Source organism: Thalassospira sp. B30-1 (assembly GCF_015767575.1).
GTDB lineage: Bacteria > Pseudomonadota > Alphaproteobacteria > Rhodospirillales > Thalassospiraceae > Thalassospira > Thalassospira xiamenensis.
In genome coordinates, this window is sequence record NZ_CP065232.1 from 2506034 (window position 1) to 2520091 (window position 14058).

The following is a 14058-nucleotide window of genomic DNA, read 5'->3' on the forward strand; positions in this document are numbered from 1 at the left end:
GCTCATCACCCGGACGCAATACCGCCGTAATGACTTTTCCACGCGCCATTGATGGCCCTTTGGTGATGTCGCCGTCGTCCTTTCGGTCTGTCGGATCGCGGCCCTGGCATCGTCATTTCCAGCATCATCTTGCTCCTGTCTTTCCGGCTCGAATACGCAAAAACCCGCGAAAGCGAATCACGCTTTGCGGGTTTTGGGTCCGGGTGCATTTCCCCCGTTGACTTTTCTTTTATGCCACAAAAAAAAGAACAAATCAAGAACAATTTTCAGGTAATTTGCAAAAAATCCTAATCCCTTGAAAAGATGTTATCTTTCAAAACCATATGCCCCTATTCCGCCGCATCGGAACTTTGCCGGGTCACTGCCCGCGTCATAAGGGCGCGCAATTTGGCCGGGCGCAGCGGCTTGTTCAGCAACGCGAATCGCTGTGCCTTGATCAGTTCCGCCGTCTCGGTACTGCGGTCCGCCGTGATCACCACACCGGGAATATCAAGCCCGCGTTGATCCCGCAGCCGGATCAGCACATCCAGCCCGGTCTCCCCGGAACTGAGGTGATAATCGGCCAGAATGATGTCGGGGACAAAACCGATGTTATCATTGTTATCATCCTCATCTCCAAGCAGGATTTTCTCGGCTTCCACGCCCGAGCGTGCGGTCGCCACCACACAATCCCAGTTTTCCAGCATGGCCCGCATGCCATCAAGGATATCGGGTTCGTTATCAAGGCACAGCACACGCAAACCGCCCAGTTCGCCGGCCATCCGGCGGCGCGGTTTGGGCAATGCGGTTTCGCCCATCTGGCCAATCGGCACATCGACCGAAAAAACCGTTCCCCGCCCCGGGCGCGAACGCACCGAAACCGTGTGATCAAGCGACCGGCCAAGCCGCTCGACAATCGCAAGACCAAGGCCAAGGCCCTTCACATCGGTGGTTTCCGGCCCCTCAAGGCGATGGAATTCGCGGAAGATGATTTTAAGCTTGTCCTCGGGGATGCCCGGCCCGCTATCCCAGACCTCGATCCTGATCTTGTCACCGCGCATCCGGCAACCGACCACCGCCCCGCCATGGCGGGTATAGCGCAGCGCGTTGGAGATGAAGTTTTGCAGGATACGGCGCAAAAGCCTGCTATCGCTTTTGACCCAGACATCACGCGGATGCACCGCAAAACGAAGCCCGGCCTTTTCGGCCACCGGCGTAAATTCGGTCTTAAGGGCATTGAGCACATCCGAAACCCGGAAATCGCGAATGGTGGGTTGCATGGCGCCCGCATCAAGCTTGCAGATATCCAAAAGCTCGTTAAGCAGTTCCTCAACACCCTTAAGCGACAGATCAACCTTGTTGACCAGATCATGGATATCGTCGCGAAGCTCCTTGCCCCCCAGTGCTAAGGTAAACAGGCGCGCGGCATTTAACGGCTGCAACAAATCATGGCTGGCCGCGGCAAAGAACCGGGTCTTGGTATCGTTCGCCGTTTCGGCCTGCTCCTTGGCGACCGACAGCTCCGAGTTCAGTTCCTCAAGCGCGTGCGTGCGCTCCGTCACGCGCGCTTCCAGCCCCTCGTTGGCATCCTTAAGCGCCCGTTCGGCATTCCGCCGTTCGGTAATGTCGTGATAGATACAGAAATAGCCAAGCACCTCGCCGGTTTCGTCAAAGTGCGGGATATATGTCCCCTCGGCATAGCGGTCCTCGCGTTCACTGCGCTGATCCCGTTCGCTGCCATCACTCGCCCCCCAGCCTTCCTTGGGGGCGGGGAAATCGATCTCGAAACTCTGGCGGTAGCCTTCAAGCACCGCGCGGATCATCGGCTCCAGCCGGACATAGCGTTCCTCGCCCACCGCTTCGCGCACCGCCATGCCATGCGCCTCGATCCGGCGGATGCCAAACATCCGCTCATACGGGCGGTTGGTAAAACGCAGCCGCTGATTTTTGTCGGCATAGGCGATCATGACCGGGATGTTATCGGTATAAATGCGAATATTGCGCTCGCTTTCGCGCAATGCTTCCTCGGTCCGCACGCGCGCGGTAATGTCGGCGATGGTCGCGACAAACCCGCCATCGGGCATCGGGTTGGTCCGCATTTCAAGCACCATGCCATCCGCCCGCTTGCGCTCATAGGTATGCGGCAATCGTCGCATCTGCGGGGCGGCATTGCGCCCCAGAAGGATATCGATATCGACCGCCCGCGCCCCATTGTCACGGCAGATATCGACCAGTTCCGCAAGCGGCATCGTGACCTGAATATCGCTTGCAGTGATGCCCAACAGATCGATAAAGCGATGGTTCCATGTCGCCAGTCGCAAATTCTGGTCAAACACCCCGACCCCTTGCGAAATATTTTCCAGCGTATTGAGCAAAAGGTCCCGGTTGAATTTGATCGCCTCGGACGCTTCATCCAGAAGCTCCATCGCATCGCGCCGCGACACCGCCTTGTCGGGCAGCAAAAGCGCCATCACCACGCGCGATGACGCCGCACCGACAGCACCCGAAAGCAGATGTTCGGTAAAATTCGCCGCATCAAAATCGGCAATGTCGGATCGTTTGCAATCATCGCCGCGCTGGCTAAGGTAGGTGCGAAACGCGCGCTCTGCCCAATGTTTGCCAAGGAACCGCGCGGCAAGGTCTTCAAGGTCGCCAATCGTCACGCGCCCCGGCCACGTGTCATTTCTGGCCTTGGTATCCTTGCGATAGATATCGACAAAAAGCTGGGCCTGGCGGCGCTGGGTCACGCCTTGCACGCCAATCGCCGATCCGACAAACATCAGAACGAAATTAACCCCAAGCGACCAGACAACCCCGTGCGTCAGATGGTCCTCGATTCCCACACCCAGCAACGCCTGCGGCCGCAGGATACCAATGCCAAGCGGCCCGTCCGTCAGGATCGACATCGGCAAAAGCCCGCTTTGGATAAAGCTTGGCAGCAACAGGGTATAGCTCCACAGCACAAACCCTGAAATCAGGCCAAGCCGCACGCCCGTCCGGTTGATCGATTTAAGGTAAATCGCCGCCAGAACCGCCGGGCCGAACTGCGCCACCGCGGCAAAGGACAAAAGCCCGATATCAGCCAGCGCGTATTTTTCCGATAAAAACCGGTAAAAGCCATAGGCCAGAAACAGGATGGCAATGATTGCCGCACGCCGGATTTTCAGAAGAACCTGGCTGACATCGCCTGCGAACCGCCCCTGCAATTTCTGCGACCGCAGCAAAAGCGGCATGACCAGATCGTTACACACCATCGTCGATACCGCCACACACGATACGATCACCATGCCGGTACTGGCCGAAAGCCCCCCGACAAAGGCAAACACCGCCAGCCAATTTTCCCCGCCCAGCAACGGCAGCGTCAGAACAAACGTATCGGGATTGACCGCCGGGTCCCCCCCAAACAGCAGGATCCCCGCAATCGCAATCGGCACGACGAAAATATTGATCGCAATCAGATAGCCGGGAAACAGCCAGCGTGCGGATTTCAAATTCCGGCTGTCATCATTTTCAACGAATGTCACATGAAACTGGCGCGGCAGACAGAAAATCGCAAACAGTGCCAGCAACGTCGAGATGAAGAAATGCGATGACAGCCACGCATCGGGCTTGAACATCTCGGTAATATCGGGGTCGGCCGCGGCCCGGATGCGCATGTCGCCAAAGCCGTCAAACAGCCCGTAAACCACAAACAGCCCGACAAACAAAAGCGCCACCAGCTTGACCATGCTTTCGAACGCCACCGCAAGGATCAGCCCGTCATGATGTTCGGACGCGTGGATATAGCGCACCCCGAACAGGATCGCGAAAACCGCCATCAGGATCGTGACGTAAAACGCGGTATCCTTGGAAAAATCGGTCGCACTGTGGCGCACGATCTGCTCGCCGACCTCGCCGATCAGCACATCAAATGACAGCGACACGGCCTTAAGCTGAAGCGCGATATAGGCCAGAACCCCAATCACGGCAATGATCGCTACAAGGGCGGCCAGGCTTTGGCTTTTGCCATAGCGCGAGCCAAGAAAATCAGCAATCGAGGTAATATTCTGTTCGCGGCAAACGGTCGCGATTTTGGTCATGATACCAAAACCGACAATCATCATGATGATCGGGCCGATATAGATCGGCAAAAACGCCCAGCCGCGCGTCGCCGCCGTCCCGACCGAGCCGAAAAACGTCCAGCTCGTGCAATAGACCGCCATCGACAGCGCATAGATGCTGGGCTTCAGGCGCGACGCCCGCCATTTTTCGGCATATTTGTCGCCATAATGCGCAATCGCAAACAGAAGCCCGATATAGGCCATGGCAACAATGAAAATAAGTCCGCCCTGAAGCATCCGGCTTATGGCTCCGCGTATCGATCATGCCGCCAAAACAGTTTGTTGGCGTTTGGACTATACCACGACGCGCTTATGGACTAAAACGGCGCAAATCCAAACCCGACCAAAGACCAAGAACGATCAGGATTGTCATGTCTTCCGATTACGGCTTTTACGCAGGAATCCTGCGCTTTGTGGCAAAGAAAACCGAAAGCGACGACCGCGAGATAAAGGTCATGATGGGCCATCTTTCCGGCATCGCCACCGCCATCGAACAGTCCGGGCGCTTTGTCGTCGAACGCGCCAATTGCGAAAGTGCCGCCCGTGCCTTCGCCGGGGTCGCCAAATTCCTTCAGGAACGCATCCTGCCCGAGGCCTTGGCAGCGGGCAATGAAGGTGCGGTAAATCAGCTCAAATGGGCGATTGAAACCTCGCTCGCACTGGGCTCGGAACTGGTCAAACGCATCGCGCTTGAAGAATATGAAGGCCAGGAAAAATTCACCTTAGACCTGCCCCTGCCCCCCGGCGCGCCGACCATGCATTGAAAATGCTGCCGGACCGGACACCATTCACACAAAAAAAAGCGGCACCCGAAGATGCCGCTTTTTCCTTATCCGGTCATATTGGCCGAAAGTTCTCAGGCGTCGGCCCAGACATTGGCACGCTGCAGAAGCCCGGTTGCCTCGAACTCTTTGCCATACGGCGCGGCCTTTTTCACGAAATCCATATAGGACGCATAGATACGGCCGTTCAGTTCGTTCTGATCGGCGATTTCCTTGACCGCTGCCTTGACCTCGGTGGCAAGGGCTGCAATCACATCGTCGCTGAAATGACGGATTTCCGCCCCCTTGGCCAAGACGGCCTGATAGGACTGGATGTTGTGGAAGGTGAAATCTGCCAGTGTCTGTTCCAGATTGGCCTGTGCGGCGACGGCAAAGATTTCCTGAAGGTCCTCGGGCAATTCCGCGAATTTGTCCTTGTTGACAAACACTTCAATCCCCGTCCCCGGCTCGGCAAATGCCGGGGTGTAATAATATTTGCCAACCTGGGTCAGACCAAACGCATAATCGTTCCACGGGCCAACCCATTCGGCGGCATCAATCGCGCCGGACTGCATTGCCGGCAGGATTTCGGCTGCGGGCAACATCGTCACATTGGCACCCAGACGGCGCATCGCTTCGCCACCGATTCCGGCATAGCGCATCTTGATGCCCTTGATGTCGTCGACGGTGTTGATTTCCTTGTTGAACCAGCCACCGGCCTGCAAACCGGTATTCCCGGCCGCGAACGGCTTGACGTTGAACTGGGCATAAAGCTCGTCCCAAAGTTCCTGCCCGCCGCCAAAACGCAGCCAGCCCGACAGTTCCCAGCCCATTAGACCGAACGGAATGGTCGAGAAGAAGTTTACACCCGCATCCTTGCCCGCCCAGTAATAAGGGGTGCCATGCGCCAGTTCGGCCACGCCCTGCTCGACCGCATCCATGCATTCGAATGCCGGAACAAGTTCGCCTGCGCCGTAAACGGTGATTTTAAGACGACCGCCCGACATTTTGGTCACGCGCTCGGCGAATTTTTCACCATTGGCACCAAGGCCCGGCGTGCCTTTCGGCCATGGCATGACCATGCGCCAGTGGATCTGTTCATCGGCTTTGGCAATTGAAGGTGCGGCACTGCTGGCGACAAAGGCACCGGCGGCCATGCTGGCACCCGTCAGGAACTGACGACGTTTCATTGTGGGGCTCCCAAATTCATATTGGCAATTTTTTGCGCAAATCTGCTTCTAAAATAGCATTCGTAACTTTGCAAGGGATTGAAGTTGCGGCTTTTGCTGTCTGTGACACGTCATATTCAAAGTTCCCAACATCCCGTAACGTCGATGACATCGCGCAAAGTTTGCTTGAACTTTGCCAGAAAACAAAAAAACGGGGCCGCCCGAAAGCAGCCCCGAATTTCCAGCATGTCGCTTTCCGGATTTCGCGGGACTTAATATCCCCACACTTTCGCACGATGCAAAAGTCCGGTTGCCTCGAATTCCTTGCCATAGCGCGCCGCCTTCTTGACCAGAGCAAGATAGCTATCGGCGATCCTGCCGCTCAGGTCGTTCTTCGCAGCAATTTCCTGGACCGCGGCATTCGACTGTTCGGCCAGCGCCAGAATGACATCATCCGAGAACTGGCGCACTTCAACACCCTTGTCGATCAGCGGCTGGTAGGATTGCAGGTTGTTGAAGGTAAAATCAGCCAGTGTATTTTCGGCAATCGCCTGCGCGGCATAACGAATGATCGCCTGCATATCCTTGCCAAGCGCGTCGAATTTTTCCTTGGAAATAAAGATTTCAAGGCCCGGTCCGGGCTCATGGAATGCCGGGGTATAATAGAATTTGGCAACCTGATAGAGACCAAATGCAAGGTCATTCCAAGGACCGACCCATTCGGCGGCATCAATCGCACCGGACTGCATCGCAGGCAGGATTTCGCCCGGCGGCAACATGGTGATGTTGGCACCAAGGCGACGCATGGCTTCGCCACCAAGACCGGCATAACGGGCTTTCAGGCCCTTAAGGTCCTCAACCGAATTGATTTCCTTGTTGAACCAGCCACCAGCCTGCATGCCCGAGTTACCGGCATAAAACGGCACAACGTTAAATTCGGCATAGGCTTCTTCCCAAAGCTCCTGCCCGCCGCCAAAGCGAAGCCAGGCGGAAAGCTCCCACGCGGTCAAACCAAACGGAATGGTCGAAAAGAAGTTCAGCGCCGGGTTCTTGCCCTGCCAGTAATAAGGGGTACCATGCGCCATTTCGACCACGCCCTGTTCGACCGCATCCATGCATTCAAACGGCGGAACGATTTCACCGGCGCCAAAAACCGAAATATTCAGGCGGCCATTGGACATTTCCTTGACCATGGCAGCGAACTTTTCGGCATTGGTGCCAAGGCCCGGCGTTCCTTTGGGCCACGGCATGACCATCCGCCAATTCAGGCTTTCCTGCGCGGATACGATGGCCGGTGCGGCAACCGTAGCCGCAACCGCAGCACCGGCACCAATACCGGCCCCTTTAAGGAACTGACGACGTTTCATTGTAACCCCCTAAACTCTTTTACTTTGGTGATTTTTTGCGCAATCACCAGCATGCGTTGGGGGATTTTGGCGAAAAGATCGCGCATATGCCACAATTTTTGCGCATGGCGATGCGGATTTTTTCGCCGACGCTACGGCAGCTTAGCTATTGCCAACATATCGATTGTAATTGGCAACGAATTCATCCGTTTCGCCCTTGCCCCCGGCGGTATTGTAATATTGCTTCCAATAGGCCGCGAGCCCCGCGATATCGCTGGCATCGGGCAACGGGGCACTGACCCGCATATATCGCACCCGGCACATGGCAGCCGCATAGGCATTATTGGTTGCAAGCTGGGTGGCCTTGTCAGGCTGCGGTGCGAGATAGGCATCAATCTTGGCTTTCAGATCCGCGCGGTAATCGAGAAAATTGACATAGCAATCATTCAGAGTTGCCGGTTCCATCTGAAAAATACCGCGGGCCGGGCCGCCGCCAAGTTGTTCCACATAGGTCCCCAACCCGCTTTCCTGGGCGGCGGTCCCCATAAGCAGGTTTTCAGCGGCCTGCGACCACAGACCAAGGTTTTGCAAAACCGGTCGAATGATGGACAGGCGCAATTGGCTGGCATTGATGGGCATGATGTTTCCTTTGTGTGCATCGAAACTGAGTTGATCAGCCTGACGACGCACGAGGACCACATTCGTGATCACAGTCACATCCAACACATCCTATACTTGTACAACACCCATCTATCCGTTTGATAAAAGGAACAAGTATCTGGCAGAAAACGGTATATCTTGATATCTGTCCAACGGACGGCAGTCATTCCTACCCTTAAGGATAGTTAACATCATAATATCTTTAACCAACCTAAGGTAATGCCCCGCCAAACAACCTTTAATGACAGACATCGACGAGGGACCCGCATGCATCAGGAAATTAAACGCCGTCTTGAATTCATTGATTTTAATGAAAAGAAGGCAGCCAACCTCAAAAAGGCGTGGCCGATAATCGAGAAAAACCTCGCCCCGATACTGGATGAATTTTATCGAAAGGTGATGGCGCGTGACGATTTGGCCAAAATCATTGGCGATCCGTCCGGTATCGAGCGTTTGAAAAATGCCCAGCGCAAACACTGGGCAAAGCTGTTCGACGGTACATTTGACCAAGCATATTACGACGATGTCCGCCGGATCGGTAAAGCGCACGAAATCATCGGCCTAACACCAGAGGCCTATGTTTCGGCCTACAATTTCCTCATGGCCAAGCTTTGCGATATTCTTTTTGCCCATTTCCGCAAGGACTCATCAGTTTCGCAAATTGTAACCGCCGCGACCAATGCCATTCTGATCGATATGGAAATGGCGATAACGGTCTATTACGAAGAAACCCAGAAAACATACAGCAACCGACTGGTGAAAATGTCGGGTGAGTTCGAAGCAACCGTTTCAAAGGTTGTCGACGCACTGGCAAGTTCCGCAGAAGACATGTCGAGCGCCTCAGAAACACTGATCAGCAGCATGAGCCAAACCACCGAACAGGTGGAAAGTGCGAAATCCGCTGCCGAGATTTCGGCGGAAAACGCGTCAACCGTGGCAGGGTCTGCCGAGGAGCTCGATAGTTCGATCCGCGAAATTTCAAGCCAGATTTCACGCGCGTCAAGCGTCTCAAACGAAGTTGAAAGTTCCGTACAATCGACATCGGATGTTATTGCATCGCTGAATGTTTCCGCCGAAGAAATCGGCACAGTCGTTGACCTGATCGACAAGATCGCCAACCAAACCAACCTTCTGGCACTGAACGCAACCATCGAGGCAGCACGTGCAGGTGATGCGGGCAAGGGCTTTGCGGTTGTCGCAAGCGAGGTCAAAAACCTTGCCAATCAAACGGCCAAGGCCACCGGCGACATCACAGCCCAGATCAACAATGTCCAGCAAAACACCTCCGCCGCCGTGACCGCCATCCGCGAGGTTGCTGGTCAGATCAGTTCGATTGTTGATTCCATCACCGCCATTTCAGCCGCCGTTGAACAACAGGCCGCGGCAACCACGGAAATCAGCTCCAATATCACGGCGGTTTCATCGGCCAACAGCAACGTGAACAGCAATCTGGAATCAGTTAGCGGCACCGCGCATCGCACAGGTTCGGTCGCAGAAGAGGTTTATAAGGTTTCAAAGGTCTTAAAAGAGCATTCCCGTCAGCTTAAGACGGATGTGAATGCCTTTGTATCACGCCTGACCGAACCCAATTGATCCTGAGCCCCTAACGCCCCCGTGCTTCAGAGGGCGAAATGCCAAAGACCCGCTTGAACGCGGTTGCAAAGTTGGCGGGACTTGAATAACCGGCCATCCAGGCGGCCTGTCCAATCGTCAGGCCGTCTTTTTCCATAGCATCACGCGCGGCAATCAGGCGACTTTCGCGGATGAAATCCTTGACCGTCGTGCCATAGGCATTTTTGAAAATACGTTGCAGGCTGGCAATGCTCATCCCGCACTTTTCCGCCAGGCCAGACAATGTCAGGTCATCAAAAATATGTTCCAGAACATAGTTGCGAATTTCCTGCGCCTTCTGATGCTGGTCAAGCGCATCCGGCTCGACACTTGCCTCCCCGGCCTTAGGACCAAGTGCCCCAAGCGCCTCGGCGAAAATTTCCAACCCGCGACTTTCGGCATAAAGATCACGAAATAGCGGATCATCGGTCGGTGGATAGAGCAACTGGTCCGCCAGTGCTATGGCACGACGTGACGGTTGCCACCTCCGAACAGAGATCCCGGCATGAATAAAATCATCAATTGCGACATGACGGCTATCAGTGTGATTGACCCGACTGGCAACCCAATCGAATTTCGCGGAAATCATCACTTTGCTGACATCGTCACCCTGTTTGAGTTGCCGATGCAACATAACCGGTTGCGATAGGGCCCAAATAAACCCCACTGGTTGATCCCGTGCATCCAGATCAAACGGAACATCATCGAATGCCCCGCAAACGCGCCCTCGCAACACAATCGCAACCGTGACGGCGGCTTTGACGGGAAACTTCACGTCCGCATCTTGCATGCTGACAGTATCGGTCGTGTGGATATTCAAAAATGACTGAAGGTTGTCGTTTGACAGTCGCCCGCTCATCACCGGACGACGTCGAATACCCTCGGCTGCATTGCGCGGTAGCGCTGTTCCGAAATCTTCAAGCTGCTGACCGGTGATGGTTTCCCGCCGCGTCACATTGCGCCGTAAACGTTGCGGCGCATACTGCCGATCAAACGCCATATGGGTGCCCTTCCAAGCCTGAATATCCCGTCAAAAGCAAAATTTGCGTTTTCGCAAACATCATTGGCGATCTCGCAAACGGTATTCCGATTGCTCGAACCATTACGATAATAATATTCAAAATCATTCGCATTTGGCAATTTATTTGATAAGGAAATCAGCATGCCGCAGCCATCAAGACCGGTCTTGCTCGAAAAATACCGCCAACCGTTTCATGGCCTGTGCCGCGCAACCCTGCTCGCCGGTGTCGCCCTAACGGTACTTCCGGTAGCAGCCGTCGCACAAGAAGCCAAAGACGAAACCGTTCTGGCACCAATCGAAGTCACAGCAAGCCAGAATAGCGGCCCAACTACGGCCGGGAGTGTAACGGTTACGCAGGACGAGCTTGATCGCATCAATCCGCAAACCATCAAGGATGTGTTTGCGAACGAACCATCGGTTCAGGTTGGCGGCCCGACCGCCATCGCGCAAAAGGTTTATGTGCAGGGCATCGAAAACACCAAGCTGAACGTTCAGGTAGACGGCACCCGGCAGGTTGATTCCACCTATCATCATATAGGCACCGCGATCATTGATCCGGGAATGCTGAAATCGGTAAAGGTTGAGTCCGGCATCGCCCCCGCCGATGCCGGACCAAATGCATTGGGCGGCTCAATGGCTTACGAAACCAAGGATGCCCGCGACATTCTCGACCCGAATGATCCGTTCGGCGGCTTTGCCAAAATCCAGTATAACAGCAATACCAAAGGCCTTACCGAATGGCTGACTTTGGCCGGTCAGCATGACGGCTTCGAAGCTCTTGCCTATATCCAGAACAGCAATCAGGGCAATTACAAGGACGGCGATGACAACGAAGTTGCTGGCACGGCAGATGGCAGCGAAAACGGACTTGGCAAAATAGCCTTCACCGGCACCGAAGGTTCACGGATTGAAGCATTTGCAAGCCATTTTGAAGACGAAGGTGTGCGCCCTGCCCGGCCAAACTTTGGAACCCTTACCAGCGGCGCCTCGCCGCAGTGGATTTCATACAAAGATACCTCGCTTGGCATCAGTTATGTCGATGAACAGCCAACCGATCTTCTGGCACCGGAACTGAGCCTCAATTACAGCAAAACCCATCTTGATGTTCCCAAACTGAACGGCAACACACACCTTGAGGCAGAAATTGAAACCCTGAACGGTAAGGCTGCCAATACTTTTGACGTCGGAATGGGCGGGATAACAACTGGCGTCGATTTCTATCATGATCAAGCAACCGGCGGCGGCGACACGGCACGCCCGGCTGGACGTGCCGGGCGATTTACCGAAGAAACAACCAATATCGGCGTCTTTTCACAGGCACGCCTTTCGCTGACCGATCGCTGGCGCGTCTCGTTCGGCGGGCGGGGCGATCAACAATGGTTCGAAGGCATTGACGGAACCGATTTCAGCGAATTCGGACTTAGCGGTAACGCCAATACCGAATATGACCTGACCGATGACCTGATGATCTATGGCGGATTAGGTACAAGCTTTGGTGGACTGCCGCTGGGTGAGTCTGCGATTTACAACTACACCGGCATCTGGACCTATGACGGTTTCAAACCGTCCCGGTCGCATAACTACAAGGCAGGCGCACGCTATCAGTTGGCGCAATGGGATTTCGATGGAAACCTGTTCTACAACAAGATCAACGGTTCCCATTCGCTTGAATATACAACACGAAATACGACCAGCGATCTTGCAACACGTGGTGTCAATCTGTCCGTCACCTGGACATACGGCCCCGGCTTTGTCCGCGCTGCCTATACCCATACCGATGTAGAAAGAAATGGCAAAGTCCCGCTGAGCAACGATGCGTCCTATCAAGGCGTCATCGTCGGTGACATTGCAAACTTTGAAGTCGCCCACCGGTTTGATGACCTTGGCATTCAGGTCGGCTCGACATCTGAACTGGCCCTGTCGGACGACGATCCCGAAAAGAACGGCAATGCCAAGCTCGACACTTACTTTGTTGCCAACCTGTATGGTGAATGGACGCCAGAGACATTGTCGAATGCGGTAACCCTACGCGTCGATGCGCTGAATATTTTTGATCGTGACTATGTCGCCCGGACCACGCCGGGCTACGACAGCAGTGCAATTGAACCCTATCACGAGCCGGGTCGCACCTTCCTTGTTTCAGCAAAGGTGACGTTCTGATCAGACCATCTTCCAACAGATCCTCTATCCGCGATGGGTGGCATGCCGTGCCACCCATTTCGGCGTTTCTGACTTTCCTGCAATTCTTGCCTATTTCAACAGGACTTTCGCAATGACATTCAAACGCGTTTTAACGCTGGCCGCCGTCGCTTCAATGATCACCTGTCAGGCTCATGCTGGCGAAACCATTACCCTGACCGATGTTTCCGGTCGCGAAGTCACGGTCGAAGTACCGGTCAAGCATATGATCCTTGGCGAAGGGCGTTTTTTGCCAAGTCTTGGCATCCTTGATCCTGAAAATCCGGTCCGCTGGGTAGCCGGTATGATGGGGGAATTCAAGAAACTTGATCCGGCAACCTTCGCACAATACCAGGCAAAATTCCCCGAGATTGACGACATCCCGCTGGTCGGCCGCAGTGGCGAGGCAACATTCAGCGTCGAAAAGGCGATTACAGTTGAACCCGATGTCGCAATTTTCGGCATTGATGGCGGTCATGGTCCGGGATCAGACAGCCATGAAGTCCTGAGGCAATTTGGCGCAGCTCACATTCCGGTTGTCATGATCGATTTTCGCAGTGACCCATTTGGAAACACCCCAAAAAGCATTCGTATCCTTGGCAAATTGATGGGCAAGGAAGATCAGGCAGAGGCTTTCGTCAAATTCTATGAAGACAATCTGACGAAGGTCAGAACAGGTCTGGAGGGTTTAACGCATAAACCCAAAGTCTTCCTCGAAAGCCGGGTTGGTCTGCATGGCACCTGCTGCGAGGCGATGGGCAACCAAATGATCGGAAGGTTTGTGGAGCTTGCCGGTGGCGAAAATATCCTTGCCGACCGGATTCCGGGCGTCATCAGCCAGATTTCAGTTGAACAACTGCTCGTCGATCAGCCCGATATTTATGTCGCAACCGCAATTGGCGGGGCAACAATGACGGCCGAACAGAATGTCGGCCGCATCATACTTGGAACCTACGCCGATGCCGAATCATCACGCGCGTCTTTGGCCAAAAGCATGGAACGCACCGGCTTGCCCGAGCTCGACGCCATTAAAAACGGCAAAGTCTATTCCGCGTGGCACCACTTCTATAACACGCCCATGAATGTGACGCTGTTACAGGCCATGGCGAAATGGTTCCATCCCGATCATTTTGCCGATCTTGATCCAGACGCAACCCTTGCCGAATTCTTTGACCGGTTCCAGCCGGTAGCACTGAATGGTGTTTACTGGATCGACCTTGATCGGCCATGACT

Annotated in this window: 9 protein-coding genes; 4 read left to right on the top strand and 5 right to left on the bottom strand. The window is 54.6% G+C overall.

The window, feature by feature from the left end:
* Nucleotides 1-329: 329 nt before the first annotated feature.
* Nucleotides 330-4316, bottom strand: a complete 3987-nt coding sequence (locus IT971_RS12145; protein WP_063114490.1) for a NahK/ErcS family hybrid sensor histidine kinase/response regulator — start codon at nucleotides 4314-4316, stop codon at nucleotides 330-332.
* A 134-nt stretch (nucleotides 4317-4450) separates the two neighbouring features.
* Between IT971_RS12145 and IT971_RS12150 the strand changes: the two genes are divergently transcribed.
* Entirely contained in the window at nucleotides 4451-4843 is a 393-nt protein-coding gene (locus IT971_RS12150; protein WP_063096110.1) for a hypothetical protein, read from the top strand.
* Nucleotides 4844-4935: 92 nt separating this feature from the next.
* On the opposite strand, the gene IT971_RS12155 is transcribed toward IT971_RS12150, so the two are convergent.
* From IT971_RS12155 to IT971_RS12165, 3 genes are all read right to left on the bottom strand, one after another.
* Entirely contained in the window at nucleotides 4936-6030 is a 1095-nt protein-coding gene (locus IT971_RS12155; protein ID WP_063096108.1) for a TRAP transporter substrate-binding protein, read from the bottom strand.
* Between the two features lie 251 nt (nucleotides 6031-6281).
* Complete coding sequence (locus IT971_RS12160; protein WP_037989637.1) at nucleotides 6282-7376, bottom strand: TRAP transporter substrate-binding protein; 1095 nt, start codon at nucleotides 7374-7376, stop codon at nucleotides 6282-6284.
* Between the two features lie 141 nt (nucleotides 7377-7517).
* On the bottom strand, nucleotides 7518-7994 hold the full coding sequence (locus IT971_RS12165; RefSeq protein ID WP_037989678.1) for a hypothetical protein: 477 nt from the start codon (nucleotides 7992-7994) through the stop codon (nucleotides 7518-7520).
* Between the two features lie 288 nt (nucleotides 7995-8282).
* Between IT971_RS12165 and IT971_RS12170 the strand changes: the two genes are divergently transcribed.
* Nucleotides 8283-9608, top strand: coding sequence for a globin-coupled sensor protein (locus tag IT971_RS12170; protein WP_063114491.1), 1326 nt, complete (start codon nucleotides 8283-8285; stop codon nucleotides 9606-9608).
* Between the two features lie 10 nt (nucleotides 9609-9618).
* On the opposite strand, the gene IT971_RS12175 is transcribed toward IT971_RS12170, so the two are convergent.
* Entirely contained in the window at nucleotides 9619-10626 is a 1008-nt protein-coding gene (locus tag IT971_RS12175) for a helix-turn-helix transcriptional regulator (protein ID WP_223305127.1), read from the bottom strand.
* 162 nt (nucleotides 10627-10788) lie between these two features.
* Here IT971_RS12175 and IT971_RS12180 point away from each other — a divergent pair, with 162 nt between their 5' ends.
* Together IT971_RS12180 and IT971_RS12185 are read left to right on the top strand one after the other, a co-directional pair.
* The gene (locus IT971_RS12180; RefSeq protein WP_063095383.1) at nucleotides 10789-12807 is read left to right on the top strand and encodes a TonB-dependent siderophore receptor; all 2019 of its coding nucleotides are present in this window, start codon (nucleotides 10789-10791) and stop codon (nucleotides 12805-12807) included.
* A 112-nt stretch (nucleotides 12808-12919) separates the two neighbouring features.
* Nucleotides 12920-14056, top strand: coding sequence for an ABC transporter substrate-binding protein (locus tag IT971_RS12185; protein ID WP_063095384.1), 1137 nt, complete (start codon nucleotides 12920-12922; stop codon nucleotides 14054-14056).
* Nucleotides 14057-14058 lie beyond the last annotated feature (2 nt).

Bases quoted from the DNA above. Each gene is read 5' to 3' on its own strand.
- IT971_RS12145 (WP_063114490.1), bottom strand. From the start codon at position 4,316: ATGCTTCAGGGCGGACTTATTTTCATTGTTGCCATGGCCTATATCGGG.
- IT971_RS12155 (WP_063096108.1), bottom strand. From the start codon at position 6,030: ATGAAACGTCGTCAGTTCCTGACGGGTGCCAGCATGGCCGCCGGTGCC.
- IT971_RS12175 (WP_223305127.1), bottom strand. From the start codon at position 10,626: ATGGCGTTTGATCGGCAGTATGCGCCGCAACGTTTACGGCGCAATGTG.
- IT971_RS12150 (WP_063096110.1), top strand. From the start codon at position 4,451: ATGTCTTCCGATTACGGCTTTTACGCAGGAATCCTGCGCTTTGTGGCA.
- IT971_RS12160 (WP_037989637.1), bottom strand. From the start codon at position 7,376: ATGAAACGTCGTCAGTTCCTTAAAGGGGCCGGTATTGGTGCCGGTGCT.
- IT971_RS12165 (WP_037989678.1), bottom strand. From the start codon at position 7,994: ATGCCCATCAATGCCAGCCAATTGCGCCTGTCCATCATTCGACCGGTT.
- IT971_RS12185 (WP_063095384.1), top strand. From the start codon at position 12,920: ATGACATTCAAACGCGTTTTAACGCTGGCCGCCGTCGCTTCAATGATC.
- IT971_RS12180 (WP_063095383.1), top strand. From the start codon at position 10,789: ATGCCGCAGCCATCAAGACCGGTCTTGCTCGAAAAATACCGCCAACCG.
- IT971_RS12170 (WP_063114491.1), top strand. From the start codon at position 8,283: ATGCATCAGGAAATTAAACGCCGTCTTGAATTCATTGATTTTAATGAA.